Genomic DNA, 19993 nt, shown 5'->3' with positions numbered 1-19993 from the left:
TTTTGAAGCGCGGACCCTCCGATCAATAGGATCCGCCGATGATCACAAGACAACGGCTGGCAGCAGGGGTGTTCGTCCTGCTCGCCGCCCTGACGGCCGGGATCGCCGTCCCGTCGACGGCCGTCGCCGACGAGACCACGGCCACCGCGCCCAAGGTCAACCTCCTGCTGGACGTCAGCGGTTCGATGCGTGCGAAGGACATCGACGGGCAGTCCCGGATGTCCGCGGCGAAGCAGGCGTTCAACGAGGTACTGGACGCCACGCCCGAGGAGGTCCAGCTCGGCATCCGCACGCTGGGCGCCAACTACCCGGGCGACGACCGCAAGACGGGCTGCAAGGACACCGCGCAGCTGTACCCGGTGGGCCCGCTGGACCGCACCGAGGCGAAGACGGCCGTCGCCACGCTCACCCCGACCGGCTGGACCCCGATCGGCCCCGCGCTGCTGAAGGCGGCCGACGACCTGGAGGGCGGCGAGGGCACCAAGCGCATCGTCCTGATCAGCGACGGCGAGGACACCTGCGCCCCGCTCGACCCGTGCGAGGTGGCCCGCGAGATCGCGGCGAAGGGCATCGGCCTGACCATCGACACGCTCGGCCTGGTGCCGAGCGCCAAGCTGCGCGTCCAGCTCAGCTGTATCGCCGAGGCGACCGGCGGCACGTACACCTCGATCGAGCACCGCGACGAACTCACCGACCGGGTCAACCAGTTGGTGGACCGCGCGGCCGACCCGGTGGTCGTGCCGAAGGCCGTCGAGGGCACCGACGCGTGCGCCGGGGCGCCCACGCTCACCTCCGGGCTGTTCACCGACCGCGAGGAGTTCAACCAGCAGCGCTGGTACCGCGTGGACGTGAAGCCGGGCCAGGAGCTGCGGGCCTCGGTGAGCGTCGCGGCGGACCGTGACGTCAACCCGCACTACGGGGTGCTGCTGCGCGCGGTCACCGTCAAGAACCGCGAGATCGTACGCGGCGAGGCGGCCGGCAACGGCCGTACCGACGTCATCTCGACGGGTCTGCGCTATCCGAAGGCGGAGGCCGAGGACGAGGAGGACGAGGACACCGCCGAGACCGTGTGCCTGCAGGTGACCCACTCCTACGCGCCGGCCGGCGGGGTGAAGGCCACGCCCGGTCTGCCGCTGGAGATCACCGTCGACGTGGTGGACGGTCCGGACCAGGCCACGGACGTGGCGTCCTTCGGTCTCGGCCGCGGCTGGTGGCTGCTCGGTGTGCTGGTGCTCGTCGGGTTCCTGGCGGGTGTGCTGTGGGGCTGGCTGTCGCGCTGGCGGGTCGCGGTCTGGAGGACCAACTGATGCGGATCACTCGTGTGTGGGGCGCCGCCCTGCTGATGCTGGCCCTGGCCGTCTCCCCGGCGGCCGCGGACTCCTCCCCCTCCGCGAGCCCGTCGGAGAGCGGTGACGCGCCCACCGAGGCGGGCACCTCCTTCCGCACGGCGGCGGAGTTCGAGCAGGGGATGACCGCGACGGCGAGCGCCTCGACCGGCGACTACCTGTACTGGTCGTTCCCGGCGGACGCCGGCGGGCGCCCCACCGTGCGGGCGACGGTGAAGCTGCCGGAGGCGGCCGGGTCCGCCTCGACGTGGCAGGTCGACGTGTACGACGGGCTGCGGCGCCGCCAGGCCTGCCAGTACGGGGCACAGACGCGCACGGCCGACGCGGGGGCGGCCTCCGTGGAGCTGTCCTGCACGCTGCGCACGGTCCGCGCCTGGTCGGAGCAGTGGTCCGACGACCCGCTGCCGGGCACGTACTACGTCCGGCTGACGACGACGCGGCTGGCCACGGGCGACCTCGGACTGCCGGTGGGGGTCGAGGTGCGCGCCGAGTCCAAGGACATCGGCGGTGCCGCGGCGGTCGACGGCTCACTGGCGCAGCCGCTCGTGCCGGGCATCGCGGTGACCTCGGAGCAGGACGACGAGGACTCCTCGGCCGAGGCCGTGCTGTCCTCCCTCGAACCCGACGACGGCTGGGCGTCGGGCTGGTGGAGCGACCGCTGGGTGTGGACCGCGCTCGGCGCGGTGCTCGCCGCCCTCGCGGGCATCGGCGGCTACTCCCTCACCCGGGGCTCGGGCCGCCCGACGCGGGTGCCCCCGCCGGGCGCCTGACACTCCCGCGAGGGCCCGCCGAACCCTCCCGGTCCGGCGGGCCCTCGGCGTTCACGGGCCCTCACCCCTCCCGCAGTTCCTTCGCCAGGGCCCCCTCCCCCGACACCTCGACCCGGCCCGCCCGTACGGCGTCCAGGAGGGTCAGTTCGCCCCTGCGCACCGCCTCGCAGGTCTCCTCGTCCAGGGTCAGCCGGGCGTCCGGCTCGCCCGGCGCGGGGCCGTCGCCGTACACCGGTCCGTCCTCGGCGCCGGTCCACAGGTGGAACGTCCCCTCCTCCAGGCGGACTTCGGCGAGACCGGCGGCGCGGCCGTCGAGGTGCCGCAGGAGCGGCAGGGCGGACCAGTGCGCCCGTACGGCGTCCGTCGGCCGGCGCTCCCCCAGCGCGTCCTCGCCCCACTCCCCCAGCGCCTGCAGCACCGGGAGCAGATCCCGTCCGCGGCCGGTGAGTTCGTAGACGTACGCGGCGCCCGGCGGCGGCAGCCGGCGCCGGGTCGACAGACCGTCACGCTCCATGTCCTTCAGCCGTGAGGCGAGGACGTCCGTGCTGACGCCGGGCAGGTCCGCGTGCAGGTCCGTGTAGCGGCGCGGCCCGGCGAGCAGTTCGCGCACGATCAGCAGGGTCCAGCGGTCACCGACGAGGTCGAGCGCCCGGGCGGCGGAGCAGTACTGGTCGTAGCTTCGGCGTGGTGACATGCGACGCAGTCTAGACATGTCGTTGGACTTTCCAAGCGCCTACTTGGTAAAACCAAGCAACACACCGAACCGGAGGGCGAGAGCGCATGGAGTTCCGGCAGTCGAGCAAGCTCAGCGAGGTCTGTTACGAGATCCGCGGCCCCGTGATCGAGCACGCGAACGCGCTGGAGGAGGCGGGCCACAGCGTGCTGCGCCTGAACACCGGCAACCCCGCGCTCTTCGGCTTCGAGGCGCCGGAGGAGATCCTCCAGGACATGATCCGGATGCTGCCGCAGGCCCACGGCTACACGGACTCGCGCGGCGTCCTCTCCGCCCGCCGCGCGGTCGCCCAGCGCTACCAGACCCTCGGCCTGGCGGTGGACGTCGACGACGTCTTCCTCGGCAACGGCGTCTCCGAGCTGGTGTCGATGGCCGTCCAGGCGCTGATCGAGGACGGCGACGAGATCCTCGTCCCCGCGCCCGACTTCCCGCTCTGGACCGCCGTGACGACCCTCGCCGGCGGCAAGGCGGTGCACTACCTGTGCGACGAGCAGGCCGACTGGTACCCGGACCTCGACGACATGGCGTCGAAGATCACCGACCGCACCAGGGCCGTCGTCATCATCAACCCCAACAACCCCACCGGCGCGGTCTACCCCAAGGAGATCGTCGAGGGCATCCTCGACCTCGCCCGCCGCCACGGCCTGATGGTGTTCGCCGACGAGATCTACGACCAGATCCTGTACGACGACGCCGTGCACCACTCGGCCGCCGCGCTCGCCCCCGACCTGGTCGTCCTCACCTTCTGCGGCCTGTCCAAGACGTACCGCGTGGCGGGCTTCCGCTCCGGCTGGCTGGTCGTCACCGGCCCCAGGCAGCACGCCCGCGACTACCTGGAGGGCCTGACGATGCTGGCCTCCATGCGGCTGTGCGCCAACGCCCCCGCCCAGTACGCGATCCAGGCCGCGCTCGGCGGCCGCCAGTCCATCCGGGACCTGACCGCTGCGGGCGGGCGGCTGCACGAACAGCGGAACGTGGCCTGGGAGAAGCTCAACGAGATCCCCGGCGTGTCGTGTGTGAAGCCCAAGGGGGCGCTGTACGCGTTCCCGCGCCTGGACCCCAAGGTCCACAAGATCCACGACGACGAGAAGTTCGTCCTCGACCTGCTGCTGCGCGAGAAGATCCAGGTCGTCCAGGGCACGGGCTTCAACTGGCCCGCCCCCGACCACTTCCGCATCCTCACCCTGCCCCACGCGGACGACCTGGACGCGGCGATCAGCCGTATCGGACGGTTCCTGAGCGGCTACCGGCAATAGCAGGGAAGCGGCGCCGCCGTGCTCCCCGGGGGCGCGCCTCGGCGCCCGCCGTGCCGCGACTCCTCAACGGCACACCGGCTCGGCTCCCGCGGACCGGCGCCTTCCGGGGGCTAGGCGAGCCGGAGTTCGAGGAACCGGGGCGGTGGGCTCGTAGCCTGTGGGACATGGGTGATCTTTTTCTTGTGCGGCACGGGGAGACCGAGTGGTCGGTGTCCGGGCAGCACACCAGCTGGACGGACCTCCCGCTGACCGACCGGGGGCGGGAACAGGCGCGCGGCCTGGCCCCGCTGCTGACCTCGCACCGGATCGGGGCCGTGTTCGTCAGCCCCATGAAGCGGGCCCGCCAGACCGCCGAGCTGGCCGGACTGCAGGGGGCGCAGGTCGACGCGGACCTCTCCGAGTGGGACTACGGTGCGTACGAGGGGGTGACGACCCAGGAGATCCACCGGACGCGGCCCGACTGGTTCCTGTTCACCGACGGGGTGGCACCGGGACCGCCCGAGCACCCCGGGGAGGGACCCGAGGACGTCGGGGCGCGCGCCGACCGGATACTGGCGAAGGCACACGCGGCGCTCGGCAACACGGAGGGCTGTGTGGTGCTCGTGGCGCACGGCCATTTCCTCCGCGTCCTCACCGCACGCTACCTCGGACTGCCCGCGTCCGCGGGGGCGCTGTTCCAGCTCGCCACGGGCACGGTCTGCCGGCTCGGCACGGAGCACGGCCGTCCGGTGCTCGCGGCGTGGAATGTCAGACCCTCCTCGTAGGCTTCGAAGTCCCCGAGTGGGCTCACGCCGTCCCCGCGTGACGGCGCTCCTCGGCGAAGGGAGACCCGTCGTGGCCCGACCGCCGACCGCCGTCCAGCGGCGGATCATCGACGCCGCCGAGCCCGTGACCGGACGGCTCACGGGTACGCCGGCCCAGTTGGCGGCGCTGGTGAAGCGAGGGCTGGCGTTCCGCCACCCGCGCCCACCGCACGATCACTTCCTGACCCCGGCCGGACACCGCGTGCGGGAGGCCGGTCCGCCCGCGGCGACCCCGGCCCCGGCTCGGCCCGAGCCCGGCGCGTCGGGCGCCTTCGCGGCCCGGGTGGGCGGCGAGGAGGGCGCCGGGGACGGCCCGGCACGGGCCCGTGAGGTGCACAGCGCCTGGCAGGGACTGCTGGAACTGCGGCGGATGACGAACCCGGACGGCGCCACCGACCTCCCCTGCGGCTGGGAGCGCGCGCACCTCGTACGGGCCGCCGCGCTCGCCCTCGAAGCGGCGGGCCACCGCCCGGCGGGCCCGGAGGCGGAACGGGGCGGCTACCGGGTGCGGACCACCCCGCAGCCCGAGGCCGTCGCCGTGCACGAGCCGGACACGGGGGCCCTGCGCGACTGCGCCGAGACCCTTCGGCGGGCGGGCTGGCAGCCCAGCGAGCACACGGACCCGCGGACGCGGGAGCGGTATCTGCTGGCCTCCCCCAGGAAGGTGTGACCGGGCGGGGCCGGACCGCCGCCCCGCAATGAGCAAGCGCTCAGTAAGCTTGCGTCCGTCCTGTTCGCCGCTGAGGCAGTCGAGGGGTAGTCGTGTCCGAGCCGTTTTCCGTCCCGGTGACCGTCCGGGGATACGAGACCGACGTACAGGGGCACCTCAACCAGAGCGTGTACCTCCAGTACGGGGAGCACGCGCGCTGGTCGCTGCTCCAGGCCGCCGGGATCCGTCAGGCCGATCTGATGGCGAGGGGCGTCGGCCCCGTCGCGCTGGAGACGACGATCCGCTACCGGCGCGAGCTGCTCGCCGGTGACGAGGTCGAGGTGACGTGCGTCTTCTTCTGGGGCGAGGGCAGGACCTTCCGGATCGAGCAGACGATCCGCAGGACCGACGGCACGGTGGCCGCCGAGATCACCGGTGTGGGCGGCCTGATGGACCTCACGGCGCGCAAGCTGGTCGCCGACCCGGGTGCGTACTTCAGGGAACTGGCGGACGACCCAGCGCTGTTCGGGCTGTGAGCCCGGCCCGGGGCCCGGCCGGAGCGTGACCGTCGTCCGGCCGGCCGGCGCGCGGCCGCGGGGCGCATCCGCAGACGGCCACGACCACGGTCGGCGCGGACGGTGACACCCCGGACCGACCGTGGTCGTGGCCGCCGCGTACGTCGCCCGCAGGTCCGTTCACGGCTGGTTCTCCCCCTTGTGGCCGTGTGTCGGTGCGGAAGGACCGGTTCGGTGGGTATTCCTGCCACGGCGTACCCCCACTCGCACCCGGAGACACCATGCCGCTCGCCCGCCGTGCCCTTCTCGCCGCCTTCGCCGCCGGTTCGGCGGGGGCGGCGGTCGCGTGCTCCCCCGCCCGCGCGACGCCCTCGGACGACGCGCCCGGCGCGGACGGGCCGGGGGACACGGCGGCTACGGCGGCGGCCCGGCGGCTGCTGCCGGACCACTGGCGGCAGATCACGTTCGCCGGGGGGACCGAGCGGGACACCTTCCACCTCGCGGGCGGCACCGGGCGGATCACCGTCACCGGCGACACCCCGGCGACCCGGCTCACGGGTCTGAACTGGTACCTGCGGCACGTCGCGTACGCCGAGATCAACTGGGCGGGCGAGCAGACCGACCTCCCCCGCGCCCTGCCGGGTCTCGACGGCACCGTCACCCGGCGCGCGAACGTCCCCCACCGCTTCGCCCTGAACGACACCAACGACGGCTACACGGGCGCCTACCTCGACTGGTCCTACTGGGAGCGCGAGCTGGACGTGCTGGCCCTGCACGGTTACAACGAGATCTTCGTCCAGGCCGGCGCGGACGCGCTGTATCACCGGGTGTTCCAGGAGTTCGGGTACGGGGAGGAGGAGCTGCGGGCGTGGATCCCGGGCCCCGCGCACCAGCCATGGTGGCTGCTGCAGAACCTGTCGGCGTTCCCCTCCCCCGTCTCCCGGCAGCTCCTCGACGCCCGCGCGGCGCTCGGCCGCCGGATCGCCGACCGGGTGCGCGAGCTGGGCATGACCCCGGTGTTCCCCGGCTACTTCGGCACGGTCCCGCCGGGCTTCGCCGAGCGTGTGCCGGGGGCGCGGACGGTCCCGCAGGGCACGTGGATGGGGTTCGCCCGCCCCGACTGGCTGGACCCGCGCACGGACGCCTTCGCGCGGGTCGCGGCGGCCTTCTACCGCACGCAGGACCAGTTGTTCGGCGGGGCGTCGACCCTGTACAAGATGGACCTGCTGCACGAGGGCGGCGACCCCGGCGACGTGCCCGTGGCCGACGCGGCGAAGGGCGTCGAGCGGGCGCTGCGGCGGTCCCACCCCGACGCCACCTGGGTGATCCTCGGCTGGCAGCACAACCCGCCGCGCGCCCTCGTCGACGCCGTCGACAAGGAGCACATGCTCGTCGTCGACGGCCTCTCCGACCGTTTCCCCACGGTCACCGACCGCGAGGCCGACTGGGGCGGCACCCCGTACGCGTTCGGCTCGATCTGGAACTTCGGCGGCCACACCGCCCTCGGCGCCAACACCCGCGACTGGGCGGAGCTGTACGAGAAGTGGCGCACCGAGCCCGGCAGCGCGCTGCGCGGGATCGCGCTGCTGCCGGAGGCCGCGGACAACAACCCGGCGGCGTTCGCCCTCTTCTCCGAACTCGCCTGGCGCGAGGGCGAGCTGGACCTGAGAACCTGGTTCGCCGACTGGGCGCACGCGCGCTACGGCGCCCGCGACCCGCATGCCGAGGCGGCCTGGGACATCCTGCGCCGCACCGTCTACGGCACCACGCGCGCCGACGGGTGGAGCGAGGGCGCCGACGGCCTGTTCGGTGCGCGTCCGGCGCTCACCGTCGTCCGGGCGGCCCGCTGGTCGCCCAAGCAGCTCCGGTACGCGGCGGCGGACCTGGAACCCGCGCTGGGTGAACTGCTGCGTGTGCGGGCCGGGTTGCGCACCTCGTCCGCCTACCGGCGGGACCTCCTCGACGTGGCCCGGCAGACCCTGTCCAACCGCAGCCGCGTCCTGCTGCCGCGGATCAAGGAGGCGTACGACGCACGGGACGCGGCCCTGCTGAAGGAGCTGGCCGAGGTCTGGCTGTGCCTGATGGAGCTGCTGGACCGGCTGCTGGCCACCGACTCCCGGCATCTGCTGGGCCGTTGGGTCGCGGACGCGCGCGCCTGGGGGGCGGACGACGCCGAGCGGGAGCGGCTGGCGTACGACAACCTGTCGCTGCTGACCGTGTGGGGCACCCGCGCGGGCGCGGACGCGGGGCTGCGGGACTACGCGAACCGGGAGTGGGCGGGCCTGGTCGGCGGACTGTACCGGCTGCGCTGGTCGACGTACTTCGAGGAACTGCGGGCCGCGCTCGCCGCGGGGCGGGCGCCGGGGAAGATCGACTGGTTCGCCCTGGAGGACGGCTGGATCCGTGACCCGGGGCCGCTCGCCACCGAGCCGGCCGGGGACACGTACACGGTGGCCACACAGGTGTGGGAGCGGCTCACGGCACTCTCCTGAGAGGCCGGACGGCCACCCGCCCAGGCCCGGCCCGTGTGCCGAGGTCCGGCCGCCGTCGACGGGCGCGCCGTCGGGGCCCGGGGCCGCACGGCCGACCGCACCGTTCCGGGGCGCACCGCCGGGGGTGCGCCCCGGAGACGGGCGCCGCGGACCCCGCTCGGGTCCACGGCGTCCGGCCGAGGGCCGTCCCCCTCGGCCGGAGTCCGGCGCCGTACGCGCGGGCGTGGCTGCCGCCGCGGCGTCGGCGCGGGGTGACGGGGTCAGTGCCCGGCCGCGATCCGGGCCAGTCGGCGGGCCTCGTCCCGTGTCGAGCGGGCGATCGCGTCCTCGTCCACGTGCAGCAGGCGGCCGTCCTCCACGACGGCCCGGCCGCCCACCAGCGACAGGGTCACCGGGGCCGCCGCGCCGAGGACCAGGGCGGCCACCGGGTCGGCGATGGAGGCGTGGGCGAGGGTGTCCAGCTTCCACAGGACCAGGTCGGCGAGCTTGCCCGGCTCCAGGGAGCCGATCTCGGCGGCCCGGCCGAGGACCTGGGCGCCGCCGTAGGTGCCAAGGCGCAGCGCCTGGCGGGCGGTGAGGGCGGCTTCGCGGTGGGGGCCGAGCCGGTTGACGAGGAGCGCGTTGCGCAGCTCGGTGTGGAGTTCGCCGGACTCGTTGGAGGCGGTGCCGTCGACGCCCAGGCCGACCGGGACGCCGGCCGCCAGCATGTCGGGGACGCGGGCGATACCGGCGGCGAGGCGGGCGTTGGAGGACGGGCAGTGGGCGACTCCGGTCCGGGTGCGGGCGAAGGCGTCGATGTCGGAGTCGTTCATGTGGACGCAGTGCGCCATCCACACGTCCTCGCCGAGCCAGCCCGTGGACTCGAAGTAGTCGGTGGGGCCCATGCCGAACAGCTCGTGGCAGAACTTCTCCTCCTCGACCGTCTCCGAGCCGTGCGTGTGCAGCCGCACCCCGAGGCGGCGGGCCAACTCGGCTCCCTGCTTGAGCAGTTCGGTCGAGACGGAGAACGGCGAGCAGGGGGCGACGGCCACCTGGGTCATGGCGCCGAAGGAGGCGTCGTGGTGGGCGCGCACGGTCGCCTCGGTGGCGGCGAGCGCCCCGTCGAGAGTCTCGACGGCGAAGTCCGGGGGCAGTCCGCCGTCCTTCTCGCTGCGGTCCATGGAGCCGCGGGCGAGGGTGAAGCGGACGCCGGTCTCGCGGGCCGCCCGGATGATGGAGCCCGACAGGTCGCCGGAGCCCTTCGGGAAGACGTAGTGGTGGTCCATCGCGGTCGTGACTCCGCCGCGGGCCATCATCGCGAGGGAGCCCCGGGCCGCCGCGTACGTCATCTGCTCGTCGATGCGGGCCCAGGTCGGGTAGAGCGCGACGAGCCAGTCGAAGAGGTTGTGGTCGGTGGCGAGGCCCCGGGTGATCCACTGGTAGAAGTGGTGGTGGGTGTTGACCAGGCCGGGGGTCACCAGATGTCCGGTGGCGTCGATCCGGCGGACGACGTCCGTCAGGCCCTCGGGTGCCGGGCCCGCGCCGACCGACTCGATCACGTCGTCCGCGACGACCACGTGGCCCGACGCGTGCTCGGTGTCCCGCGCGTCCACGGTCGCGATCGCCGCGTTCTCGATGACGATGCGCTGTGCCATCGTTGTTCGTCCCAACTCCCGGTGTACGGTCCGGGTCCGCGTCAGAGGTTGGTGAGATCGGCCGGGATGCGTGCCTCGGCGCCGTCCCGCAGGACGGTCGCCTCGATGAGGCCGTAGGGCCGGTCGGCGGCGAAGTACACGGCTCCGTCGGCGGTGTCGTTCTCCAGGCCGAACGGGCCGAGGTCGACCAGGAAGTGGTGCTTGTTCGGCAGGGAGAAGCGGACCTCGTCGATCTCACCGCGGTGGTCGATGATCCGGGCGCCCATCGCGTAGAGGGTCTGCTGGAGCGACAGGGAGTACGTCTCCGCGAAGGCCTCCAGCATGTGCCGCTTGACCTGCTCGTACGACGTGTCCCAGGCGGGCGCCGGCTGCTCGTCGTCGGTCCAGTTGAACCGCCAGCGGCCGGAGACGTCGGTGGCGAGGATGCGGTCGTGCGCCTCGGGGAGGGTCGTGTACCTGTCCTTGACGTAGCCCCAGAACTCGGAGTGGGTCGAGTTCATGACGGTGAGGTCCTTGAGGCCGGAGACGACCTCCCACGCCGAGCCGTCGTAGGTGATCTGCGCGAGCCGTGTCTCCCGGCCCGCGCGGACGAACGAGTGCGCGCCCTTCCCGGAGTGCGCGATGCGCTCCCAGGAGTACTCCTCGATGCGTATGCGGGCCCGGTGGATGGCCGGCTGGGAGGTCACGAAGTGCCGGGCGAGATGGATGCCGAACTGTTCGGCGGACTCGATGCCGTGCTCCTTGGCGAAGGCGTACACCGTGTTCTTGGTGGTGTCCGTCGGCAGGACGTGCGCGTTGGAGCCGGAGAGGTGGACCTCGTCCATGTCGCCGGAGAGGGCCACGGAGACGTTCAGGTCCTTGATGTGGTGGGTGGCGCCGTCCCGCGTGATGCGTACGACGCGGTTCTCGGCCTTGCCGTACTGGTTCTGTCCAAGGATGGGCATGGGTGCTAACTCCCTCGGTATACGGAGTAGCCGAACGGGTTGAGCAGCAGCGGTACGTGGTAGTGCTCGCCGGCTTCGACGGCGAACGTGATGACCACCTCGGGGAAGAACACACCGCTGTCCCGATGCGCGGGGGCGTCCTGCTGTGTCTCGGCTCGCTTGGTCTCGAAGTACGGCTCCACGGCGAAGTCGAGCCGTACGTGGGTCGTCCCTTCCGGCAGCGCCGGGAGGTCCCTGCACCGGCCGTCGGTGTCGGTCGCGGAACCGCCGAGGGCCCGCCAGTCGGCGTCGCGTCCCTCACGGGCGGCGAGGCGGACGGCGACCCCGGGGGCGGGGCGGCCGACGCTGGTGTCCAGGACGTGCGTGGACACGGAGGCCGTGGTGCTGGTGCTCATGCTGCTCTCAGTCCTCTTCGACCAGTCGGGTCAGGCGGATGCGGTTGATCTTGCCCAGTTCGACGCGGACGATCTCCCGTTCCTCCTCCGGGGTGTTGCCGATGCGCTCGGCGACCGCGTCGCGCATCTGCTCGCCGGTGCGGCCGGTGGCGCAGATCAGGAAGACATGGCCGAACTTCTCCTGGTACGCCAGGTTCAGGTCGAGCATCTCGGCCCTGAGCGCGTCGGAGGCGCCGGCCATGCCGCGCTGTTCCCGGGCGGAGGTCGCGTCGCCCGGCGTGGGTCGGCCGATCGGCGGGTGTCCGGCCATCGCCTCCGCCAGGTCCCCGGCGGTCAGCTCGGCCATGGCGGCGTCACTGGCGGCGAGGAGGTCGCCGACGGTGGCGTAGGGGCGGCCGGCCAGGAGTCTGCGCCCCCACTCCGCCGAGGCGCACGCCTCGTGGAGCGCGGCGACGGCGGCTTGCCTCTCCAGGGTGTTGAACCGGGCGAGGCCGGGCGCCGAGGAACGCGAACTCACAGGAGCCTCCGTGGCCGTGGTGCTGGACTGGCTACGGCAAGCTAACGCCCCGCGACGACACCGCGTCAACAGTTTGTTGAAAAGACGCGGGGCGTACGGGAGTCGACGGAACCGCCCGTCAACGCCCCTTGGCCGCGTTCTCCCTGTTCAGGTAGTTGTAGACGGTGAAGCGGCTGACGCCGAGCGCGCTCGCGACGGTCTCCACGCCGTGCCGCACCGAGAACGCGCCGCGTGCCTCCAGCGTCCGCACGATCTCCTGCTTGGCCTTCCGGTCGAGGTCGGCGAGGGGCCTGCCGTGCCCCCGCTCCAGCGCGGCGAGGATGTGGTCCAGCGACTCGGCGAGCTGCGGCAGCCGGACGGCCACGACGTCGGCCCCCTGCCAGGACAGCACGACGTCGTCGGGGCCGGCCTCGCCCGGCGGCAGCATGACCCCGCCCATGGCGTCGACCAGCGGCTTGACGGCCGCGACGAAGGGGTCGTTCCCGGTGGCGGTCACCCCTGCTCCTCCCCCACCACGTTGACCTGGAGCGAGACCCGGGTGGCGCCCGCCGCCAGGGCCCGGCGCAGCAGGGCGTCGACCGCCGTGAGGACGGCGTCGGAGCCGCCCTCGGCGGTGTTGCCGAAGGGGCCCACGTCGACCGCGTCCAGCGCGGCGGCCTCGATGACGTCGCGGGCGACCACCGCGTGCCGGGGCGGCTCGTCCAGGTCGAACGGCTCGGTGGTGAACTCCACTCGCAATCGCACTACGCCCCCATGACCTCGGACCCGACCCGCGCGCTCTGTCGTCACACCGATGGTGTGCCCCAGTCGCTCGGACACGACCTTAACGGCGACCGGGGCGCGCCGAGGGACGCACGCGTCGGGTGGTGAGCCCGGCGAAACGCCGCCGGGGTCCTTCGCGGCCCTCCCGGAACCGGTCACCATTCCCCCTCATGGACATCCTGCTCGTAGCCAGCGCGCTCGACAGCCTCTCCCAGCGGGTGCACGCGGAACTGTCCGACCGGGGTCACCGGGTCGACGCCGTGCCGGCCTCGCACGGCGCCGACGCGGCCCTGGCCGCCGTCCGCGCGGCGCGCCCGGACCTGGTCGTCGCGCCGATGCTGAGGACGGCGCTGCCCGAGGAGGTGTGGCGCGAGCACACCTGCCTCGTCGTGCACCCGGGACCGCCCGGCGACCGCGGCCGGTCCTCACCGGACCGGGCGATCACCGAGGGCGCGACCCGGTGGGGTGTGACGGTGCTCCGGGCGGAGGCGGGGATGGACGCCGGTGACGTCTGGGCCGCCGAGTCCTTCCCGGTGCCTGAGGTCGGCAGGAGCGACCTGTACCGGGGCGAGGCAGCCGACGCCGCCTCGGCCGCCGTCCTGCCGGCCGTGCGGCGGTACGCCGACGGGTCGTCCAAGCCGCGGCCGCAGAGCGATCCCGGGACCGCGAAGGCCGCGGCCCGGCGGGCGGACGAGGAGCGGCGGCCGCTCGCGAAGTACCGGCGGGCCCAACTCGCCCGGATGCACGCCGTCTTCTTCGACCCGCACGCCCCGTACCACGCCCTGCGCTCGGCGTTCGTCCGCAAGCTCCCGCACGGCTCCGTCCGCCCCCTGGCGACGGGAGGCGTGCGATGACCGCGCGGCTGCTGGTGGCGGGCGTCGGCAACATCTTCCTCGGGGACGACGCCTTCGGCCCGGAGGTGATCCGCGCCCTGGAGGGGCGTCCGCTGCCGCCCGGGGCGCGGGTGCGGGACTTCGGCATCCGCGGCATGGACCTCGCCTACGAACTGCTCGGCGGCTACGACACCGCCGTCCTCGTCGACGCCTCCGCGCGCGGCCACCGCCCCGGCACCCTGTCGCTGATCGAACCGGACCTCCCCGACCGGGCCGCCGGCGGCCCCCCGCCGGAGGCGCACGGCATGGACCCGGCGAAGGTCCTGGCCCTGGCCGCCCACCTCGGTGACGAGCCGCTCCCCCGCGTCCTCGTCCTCGCCTGCGAGCCGGAGGCGCTGCCGCAGGCCGACGAGGACATCGCCCCCGGTGTCAGCGCGACGGTGCGCGAGGCTGTCGCGCGCGCCGTCACCGCGCTTCACACGGTGGTCCCGGCGCTGCTCGCCGACCCGGCGGCGACACCTGCGCTGACGCGGGCCGCGATGCCCGGTTGAGCCGCCCGGAGGAATCCGGGGGCCCGCCCGCGGCCCGTCTCCCCCGCCCGGCGGCCGGGGGCGCGCAGGATCGGCAGCGGTCCGACGCACCCGAGAACCGCGAGGAGCAGTGCCCATGTGCGAGTCCGTGGACGACGTGACCCAGGCCGTCCTGGCGAAGAACGACGGGCTGGCCGCGAGCCTGCGCGACGACCTCACCGGCCGCGGGGTGACCGTGGTCAACCTGCTGTCCAGCCCGGGCAGCGGCAAGACCGAACTGCTCGGCAGGGTGCTGGCCCGGGCTGTGGAGCGGGGCGTCCCGGTGGCCGCGCTCACCGCGGACCTGGCGACCGAGAACGACGCCCGTCGGCTCGCCCGCTCGGGGGCACCGGTGAAGCAGCTGCTGACCGACGGACTGTGTCACCTGGAGGCCCGGCAGCTGCGCGGCCACCTGGAGAGCTGGCTGCCCGCGGACACCTCGCTGCTGTTCGTGGAGAACGTCGGCAACCTCGTCTGCCCGGCCTCCTACGACCTCGGGGAGAGCCTGCGGATCGTCCTGATGGCGGTGACGGAGGGCGAGGACAAGCCGCTGAAGTACCCCACGGCCTTCGGCTCCGCCCATCTCGTCGTGCTGACCAAGTCCGACCTCGCCGAGCCCGCCGGCTTCGACGGGTCCGCCTTCCTCGCCCACGTCCAGCGGGTCAACCCGGGGGTGGAAGTGGTGCGGTCGTGCGCCCGCGACGGCGAGGGCGTCGACGCCGTCCTGGAGCGGGTGCTCGCCGTGCGGGACGGGGCGCCCGTCCACCGGCCTCCGCTGGCGCCGCGTCCGCACCACCACGAGGACGCCGCACCCGGCCTCGCGGCCGGCCGCGTCTCGTGACGGCGCCCGCCACCCGCGCCCCGCACGGGACCGGCGGCACCAGTGGCACCGACGGCACCTCGACGGTGCGCCGGCGCGTCACCGTGCGCGGAACGGTGCAGGGCGTGGGCTTCCGTCCCTTCGTCCACCGTCTGGCCACCGACCTGGAACTGGCCGGGTTCGTCGGCAACACGGCGGACGGCGTGCTCATCGAGGTGGAGGGCCCGCCGGACGGCATCGCCCGCTTCTGCGACCGGCTGGCCGCCGAGCCGCCGCCGCTGGCCGCCGTCACCGCCGTCGGCGTCGAGGAACTGGCCGCCACCGGCGCCGACGACGCCTTCACGATCCGTTCCACCGACCGCTCCCCGGGCCGCACCCAACTCCCTGCGGACGTCGCGACCTGCGCGGACTGCCTGCGGGAGCTGGCCGACCCGGCCGACCGCAGGCACCGGCACCCCTTCGTCACCTGCACCCACTGCGGTCCCCGCTTCACCATCGCCACCGGGATGCCCTACGACCGGGCCGTCACCACCATGGCCGGCTTCCCCCTGTGCCCGGCCTGCGCCCGCGAGTACGGCGACCCCGGCGACCGCCGCTTCCACGCCCAGCCCGTCGCCTGCCCCGACTGCGGGCCCCGGCTGCGGCTGGTGCCCGCGCCGGGCGGCGGCGCCCGGCCCGCCCTCGGCGCCGACGCCCTCGCGGCGGCCCGCGCGCTGCTGGCCGACGGCCGGATCGTCGCCGTCAAGGGCCTCGGCGGCTACCACCTGGCGTGCGACGCGACCGACGCGGCGGCCGTCGACACGCTGCGCGCCCGCAAGGCACGCGGCGGCAAACCGTTCGCGGTGATGTGCGCGGACCTCGATACGGTACGGCGGATCGCCGACGTCTCCGCGGCCGAGGCGGGGGCGCTCACCGGCCCCCGGCGTCCCATCGTCCTGCTGCGCCCGCGCGCGGACCGGCCGGTCCTCGCATCCGGTGTCGGACCCGGCAGCCCGCACCTCGGCGTGATGCTGCCGTACACCCCGCTGCACACGCTGCTGTTCGGGCTGCCCGGCGATCCGCCGGGCCCGCGCGTGCTGGTGATGACGAGCGGCAACCGCTCGGGGGAACCGATCGTCACGGACGACGACGAGGCGCTGACCCGGCTGGCGGGGCTCGCGGACGCTTGGCTCGCCCATGACCGGGCTGTCGCCGCGCCCTGCGACGACTCCCTGCTGCGGGTGCGCCCCGACGGCACCGAGCAGGTGCTGCGCCGCTCCCGCGGGTACGTGCCCCGCCCGCTGCGGCTGCCGGTCCCGGTGCGGCCCGCGCTCGCGGTGGGCGGCGACCTGAAGAACGCCCTGTGCCTCGGCGAGGGCGACCAGGCGTGGTTCGGCCCCCACATCGGCGACATGGGCGACCTGACCACGCTGGACGCGGCCGGGCGGGCGGAGAGGCGGATGCGGGACCTGACCGGCGTCAGCCCCGAGCTGGTCGCCGCGGACCGGCACCCCGGCTACCACTCCGCGCGGTGGGCCGCGCGGCTGGCCGGGGGCAGGCCCGTGCTGGTCCAGCACCACCACGCGCACATCGCCTCCGCGATGGCCGAGCACGGCCTGGACGGCACGACGCCCGTCATCGGTGTCGCGTTCGACGGCACGGGCTACGGCGACGACGGCACCGTCTGGGGCGGTGAGATCCTGCTCGCCGACTACGCCGGCCAGCGGCGCCTCGCCCGACTGGCCCCGGCCCCGCTGCCCGGCGGCGACGCGGGCGTGGCGAACCCCTGCCGCCTCGCGCTGGCCCGGCTGTGGGCGGCGGGCCTGCCGTGGGACCCCTCCCTGCCCTGCACGACCGCCTGCACTTCTGGAGAACTCCAGCTGCTGGAACGGCAGCTGACGCGCGGTCTGGCCTGTGTGGCGACCTCCAGCATGGGCCGTCTCTTCGACGCCGTGTCGTCCCTCGCCGGTGTGTGCCACCGGGCCGGGTACGAGGCGCAGGCCGCCCTGGAGCTGGAGGCCGCGGCGGCCTCGGCCTGGGACGCGGACACCTCGGCGTACGCCTTCGGCCTCGGTGACGGTGTGTGGGACCCCGCACCCGTACTGCGGGCGCTCGTCGCCGATCTGCGCCGGGGCACGCCGCCCGCCGTGCTCGCGGCGCGCTTCCACCGGGGTGTCGCGCGGGCCGTCGTGGAGTGGTGCGGACGGGCCCGCCGGGACACCGGTCTCGCCGTCGTCGCCCTGAGCGGCGGCGTCTTCGCCAACGCCCTGCTGGAGGAGGAGTGCGCGCGGCTGCTGGCCGGGGCCGGCTTCACGGTGCTGCGGCACGGCGAGGTCCCGCCGAACGACGGCGGGCTGGCCCTCGGCCAGCTGGTGGTCGCGGCTCACCGACGACAAGAGGAGTGACCCATGTGTTTGGCAGTGCCCGGCAAGGTCGTGTCCATCGACGACGGCGCCGACCCCCGTACCGGGCTGATCGACTTCGGCGGTGTGCAGAAGCAGGCGTGCCTGGAGTACGTGCCCGAGGTGCGCGTCGGTGAGTACGTCATCGTGCACGTCGGGTTCGCGCTCCAGCGGCTGGACGAGGAGTCGGCCCTGGCCTCCTTGAAGCTGTTCGAGGAACTGGGGCTGCTGGAGGAGGAGTTCGGCGACGCCTGGGAGCAGGCGGCGAAGGAGGCGGGAACCCAGTGAAGTACATCGACGAGTTCAACGACCCCGCTCTGGCACGGCGGCTGCTGGACGAGATCCGTGCCACCGTCACCCGGCCGTGGGCCCTGATGGAGGTGTGCGGCGGGCAGACCCACTCGATCGTCCGGCACGGCATCGACCGTCTGCTGCCCGACGAGGTGGAGCTGATCCACGGGCCCGGCTGCCCCGTGTGCGTCACACCGCTGGAGGTCATCGACAAGGCGCTGGAGATCGCCGCGCGCCCCGGAGTGATCTTCTGCTCCTTCGGCGACATGCTCCGGGTGCCCGGCACCGACCGGGACCTGTTCCGGGTCAAGGGCGGGGGCGGCGACGTCCGCGTGGTGTACTCGCCGCTCGACGCGCTGGAGCTGGCCCGCCGCCACCCGGACCGGGAGGTGGTGTTCTTCGCCATCGGCTTCGAGACCACGGCGCCCGCCAACGCGATGGCCGTGCACCAGGCGCGCCGTCTGGGCCTGAGCAACTTCAGCCTGCTGGTGTCGCACGTACGGGTGCCCCCGGCCGTCGAGGCCATCATGACGGCGCCCGCCTGCCGGGTGCAGGGCTTCCTGGCGGCCGGGCACGTGTGCAGCGTGATGGGCACGGCCGAGTACCCCGAGCTCGCCGAGCGGTACGGCGTCCCGATCGTGGTGACCGGCTTCGAACCGCTGGACATCCTGGAGGGCATCCGCCGCGCGGTCCGCCAACTGGAGCGCGGCGAGCACCGGGTGGAGAACGCCTACGCGCGTGCCGTGCGCGACGAGGGCAACCCGGCCGCCGTCCGCATGATCGAGGAGGTGTTCGAGGTCACCGACCGCAGCTGGCGGGGCATCGGACGCATCCCCGCGAGTGGCTGGCGGCTGACCGACGCGTTCCGCGCGTTCGACGCCGAGCACCGCTTCGACGTCACCGGGATCCGCACCGAGGAGCCGGCCGAGTGCCGCAGCGGCGAGGTGCTGCAAGGGCTGATCAAGCCCACGGAGTGCGCCGCGTTCGGCACCACCTGCACCCCGCGCAACCCGCTCGGCGCCACCATGGTGTCCAGCGAGGGCGCCTGTGCGGCGTACTACCTGTACCGCCGCATGAACGACGGCCCGACACCGCAGGCCGCTCCGGTCGCGCGGGAGGAGATGAACCCCGTTGCCTGAACGAGCCGATGTGATCGACCCCGCCCAGTGGACCTGCCCCGCCCCGCTGCGCGACCAGCCGGTCGTCGTCATGGGGCACGGCGGCGGGGGCGCGCTGTCGGCGGAACTGGTGGAGCAGGTCTTCGCCCCCGCCTACGGCAACGCCGTCCTCGCCTCGCTCGCCGACTCCGCCGTCCTCGAACTGGGCGGCGCGCGGCTGGCGTTCTCCACCGACTCCTACGTGGTCCGGCCGCTGTTCTTCCCGGGTGGCTGTCTGGGTGACCTCGCGGTCAACGGCACCGTCAACGACCTGGCGATGAGCGGTGCCCGTCCCGCATACCTGTCCGCGGCCTTCGTGCTGGAGGAGGGCGTGGAGCTGGCGGTGGTGGACCGGATCGCCCGCGCCCTGGGTGCGGCGGCCGACACCGCCGGCGTGGTCGTCGCCACGGGGGACACCAAGGTGGTGGAGTCCGGGCACGGCGACGGCGTGTACGTCACCACCGCCGGGGTGGGTCTCGTCCCGGACGGTGTGGACATCCGGCCGCAGCGGGCGCGGCCCGGCGACGCGGTCATCGTCAGCGGACCGATCGGTCTGCACGGGGTGGCCGTCATGAGCGTGCGCGAGGGGCTGGAGTTCGGGGTGGACGTCGCCAGCGACACGGCGCCGCTCGCGGACCTGGTCGCGGCGATGCTCGCCGTCTGCCCCGACGTCCATGTGCTGCGCGACCCCACCCGGGGCGGTCTCGCGGCGTCCCTGAACGAGATCGCCCGTGCCTCCGGGACCGGGGTGCGGCTCCGGGAGCGCGCGATTCCGGTGCCGGACGCCGTGGCCAACGCCTGCGGCTTCCTCGGGCTCGACCCGCTCTACGTCGCCAACGAGGGCCGCCTGGTGGCCTTCGTGCCGCCGTCGGCGGCGGAGGAGGTGCTGGCCGCGATGCGCGCCCATCCGCAGGGGACCGGGGCCACGCTGATCGGCGAGTGCGTCGCCGACCATCCGGGGATGGTCGTGGTCGCCACCGGCCTCGGCGGCACGCGGGTGCTGGACCTGCCGCTCGGCGAGCAGTTGCCGCGCATCTGCTGAGAGGGACGACAGCGCCCGAGGGCCCCGCCGGTGCCGGCGGGGCCCTGCCGGTGCCGGCGGGGCCCTCGGGCTAGTGCCGCGACG

The 19993-nt window shown here is 74.0% G+C and carries 20 protein-coding genes and 1 pseudogene; 14 read left to right on the top strand and 7 right to left on the bottom strand.

Translation table 11 applies throughout. The features are described 5' to 3' along the window. The first annotated feature begins 38 nt into the window (after nt 1-38). The gene (locus GSY65_RS30175; protein WP_159774549.1) at nt 39-1307 is read left to right on the top strand and encodes a VWA domain-containing protein; all 1269 of its coding nucleotides are present in this window, start codon (nt 39-41) and stop codon (nt 1305-1307) included. Beyond that, nucleotides 1307-2116, top strand: a complete 810-nt coding sequence (locus GSY65_RS30170) for a hypothetical protein (protein WP_159774547.1) — start codon at nt 1307-1309, stop codon at nt 2114-2116. Before GSY65_RS30175 ends, GSY65_RS30170 begins: the two co-directional genes overlap by 1 nt. Nucleotides 2117-2177: 61 nt before the next feature. On the opposite strand, the gene GSY65_RS30165 is transcribed toward GSY65_RS30170, so the two are convergent. Continuing rightward, the gene (locus tag GSY65_RS30165; protein ID WP_159774545.1) at nt 2178-2810 is read right to left on the bottom strand and encodes a winged helix-turn-helix transcriptional regulator; all 633 of its coding nucleotides are present in this window, start codon (nt 2808-2810) and stop codon (nt 2178-2180) included. Between the two features lie 86 nt (nt 2811-2896). Here GSY65_RS30165 and GSY65_RS30160 point away from each other — a divergent pair, with 86 nt between their 5' ends. The 5 genes from GSY65_RS30160 (at nt 2897) to GSY65_RS30140 (ending at nt 8564) form a co-directional block, all read left to right on the top strand. Beyond that, nucleotides 2897-4105: a pyridoxal phosphate-dependent aminotransferase gene (locus tag GSY65_RS30160; protein WP_159774543.1), complete on the top strand. Its 1209-nt coding sequence runs from the start codon at nt 2897-2899 to the stop codon at nt 4103-4105. Between the two features lie 164 nt (nt 4106-4269). After that, on the top strand, nt 4270-4869 hold the full coding sequence (locus GSY65_RS30155; RefSeq protein WP_159774541.1) for a histidine phosphatase family protein: 600 nt from the start codon (nt 4270-4272) through the stop codon (nt 4867-4869). Nucleotides 4870-4939: 70 nt separating this feature from the next. Then, the gene (locus tag GSY65_RS30150; protein WP_159774539.1) at nt 4940-5578 is read left to right on the top strand and encodes a hypothetical protein; all 639 of its coding nucleotides are present in this window, start codon (nt 4940-4942) and stop codon (nt 5576-5578) included. Between the two features lie 92 nt (nt 5579-5670). Next, nucleotides 5671-6093 (top strand): acyl-CoA thioesterase, encoded by a 423-nt coding sequence (locus tag GSY65_RS30145; RefSeq protein ID WP_159774537.1) that lies wholly within the window; start codon nt 5671-5673, stop codon nt 6091-6093. Between the two features lie 260 nt (nt 6094-6353). Further along, nucleotides 6354-8564, top strand: a complete 2211-nt coding sequence (locus GSY65_RS30140) for an alpha-N-acetylglucosaminidase (protein ID WP_159774535.1) — start codon at nt 6354-6356, stop codon at nt 8562-8564. Nucleotides 8565-8824: 260 nt separating this feature from the next. On the opposite strand, the gene GSY65_RS30135 is transcribed toward GSY65_RS30140, so the two are convergent. The 6 genes from GSY65_RS30135 to GSY65_RS30110 all read right to left on the bottom strand — a co-directional run bounded on the left by GSY65_RS30135 (nt 8825) and on the right by GSY65_RS30110 (nt 12798). After that, a complete protein-coding gene (locus GSY65_RS30135) occupies nt 8825-10198 on the bottom strand; it encodes an 8-oxoguanine deaminase (protein ID WP_159774533.1) in 1374 nt (457 codons plus the stop codon). 41 nt (nt 10199-10239) lie between these two features. After that, nucleotides 10240-11142 (bottom strand): factor-independent urate hydroxylase, encoded by a 903-nt coding sequence (gene pucL, locus GSY65_RS30130; RefSeq protein WP_159774531.1) that lies wholly within the window; start codon nt 11140-11142, stop codon nt 10240-10242. Between the two features lie 5 nt (nt 11143-11147). Next, nucleotides 11148-11537 (bottom strand): hydroxyisourate hydrolase, encoded by a 390-nt coding sequence (gene uraH / locus GSY65_RS30125; protein ID WP_159774529.1) that lies wholly within the window; start codon nt 11535-11537, stop codon nt 11148-11150. 7 nt (nt 11538-11544) lie between these two features. Beyond that, a complete protein-coding gene (gene uraD / locus GSY65_RS30120; RefSeq protein ID WP_159774527.1) occupies nt 11545-12054 on the bottom strand; it encodes a 2-oxo-4-hydroxy-4-carboxy-5-ureidoimidazoline decarboxylase in 510 nt (169 codons plus the stop codon). A 118-nt stretch (nt 12055-12172) separates the two neighbouring features. Continuing rightward, complete coding sequence (locus GSY65_RS30115; protein ID WP_443043308.1) at nt 12173-12493, bottom strand: helix-turn-helix domain-containing protein; 321 nt, start codon at nt 12491-12493, stop codon at nt 12173-12175. A gap of 53 nt (nt 12494-12546) precedes the next feature. Continuing rightward, complete coding sequence (locus GSY65_RS30110) at nt 12547-12798, bottom strand: hypothetical protein (RefSeq protein WP_159774523.1); 252 nt, start codon at nt 12796-12798, stop codon at nt 12547-12549. A 119-nt stretch (nt 12799-12917) separates the two neighbouring features. Here GSY65_RS30110 and GSY65_RS30105 point away from each other — a divergent pair. The 7 genes and pseudogenes from GSY65_RS30105 to hypE all read left to right on the top strand — a co-directional run. Beyond that, nucleotides 12918-13481, top strand: a pseudogene (locus GSY65_RS30105) (formyltransferase family protein); the annotation flags it as partial. Between the two features lie 185 nt (nt 13482-13666). Continuing rightward, entirely contained in the window at nt 13667-14200 is a 534-nt protein-coding gene (locus GSY65_RS30100; protein WP_236580116.1) for a hydrogenase maturation protease, read from the top strand. Between the two features lie 115 nt (nt 14201-14315). Continuing rightward, a complete protein-coding gene (gene hypB, locus GSY65_RS30095) occupies nt 14316-15059 on the top strand; it encodes a hydrogenase nickel incorporation protein HypB (protein WP_159774521.1) in 744 nt (247 codons plus the stop codon). Next, nucleotides 15056-17422, top strand: a complete 2367-nt coding sequence (gene hypF / locus GSY65_RS30090; RefSeq protein ID WP_443043269.1) for a carbamoyltransferase HypF — start codon at nt 15056-15058, stop codon at nt 17420-17422. The genes hypB and hypF overlap by 4 nt, the downstream gene beginning before the upstream one ends. Before the next feature lie 3 nt (nt 17423-17425). Next, nucleotides 17426-17707: a HypC/HybG/HupF family hydrogenase formation chaperone gene (locus tag GSY65_RS30085; protein ID WP_159774519.1), complete on the top strand. Its 282-nt coding sequence runs from the start codon at nt 17426-17428 to the stop codon at nt 17705-17707. Further along, nucleotides 17704-18849, top strand: a complete 1146-nt coding sequence (gene hypD, locus GSY65_RS30080) for a hydrogenase formation protein HypD (RefSeq protein WP_159774517.1) — start codon at nt 17704-17706, stop codon at nt 18847-18849. The genes GSY65_RS30085 and hypD overlap by 4 nt, the downstream gene beginning before the upstream one ends. Then, nucleotides 18842-19909 carry a hydrogenase expression/formation protein HypE gene (gene hypE / locus GSY65_RS30075; RefSeq protein ID WP_159774515.1) on the top strand — a complete coding sequence of 356 codons (1068 nt, stop codon included), beginning with the start codon at nt 18842-18844 and terminating at the stop codon, nt 19907-19909. The genes hypD and hypE overlap by 8 nt, the downstream gene beginning before the upstream one ends. Nucleotides 19910-19993: the final 84 nt, after the last annotated feature.

Source organism: Streptomyces sp. HM190 (genome assembly GCF_009857135.1).
Lineage (GTDB): Bacteria > Actinomycetota > Actinomycetes > Streptomycetales > Streptomycetaceae > Streptomyces > Streptomyces heilongjiangensis.
Note: the sequence above shows the minus strand (reverse complement) of the source record. Positions and strands in the feature narration are given on the sequence as shown.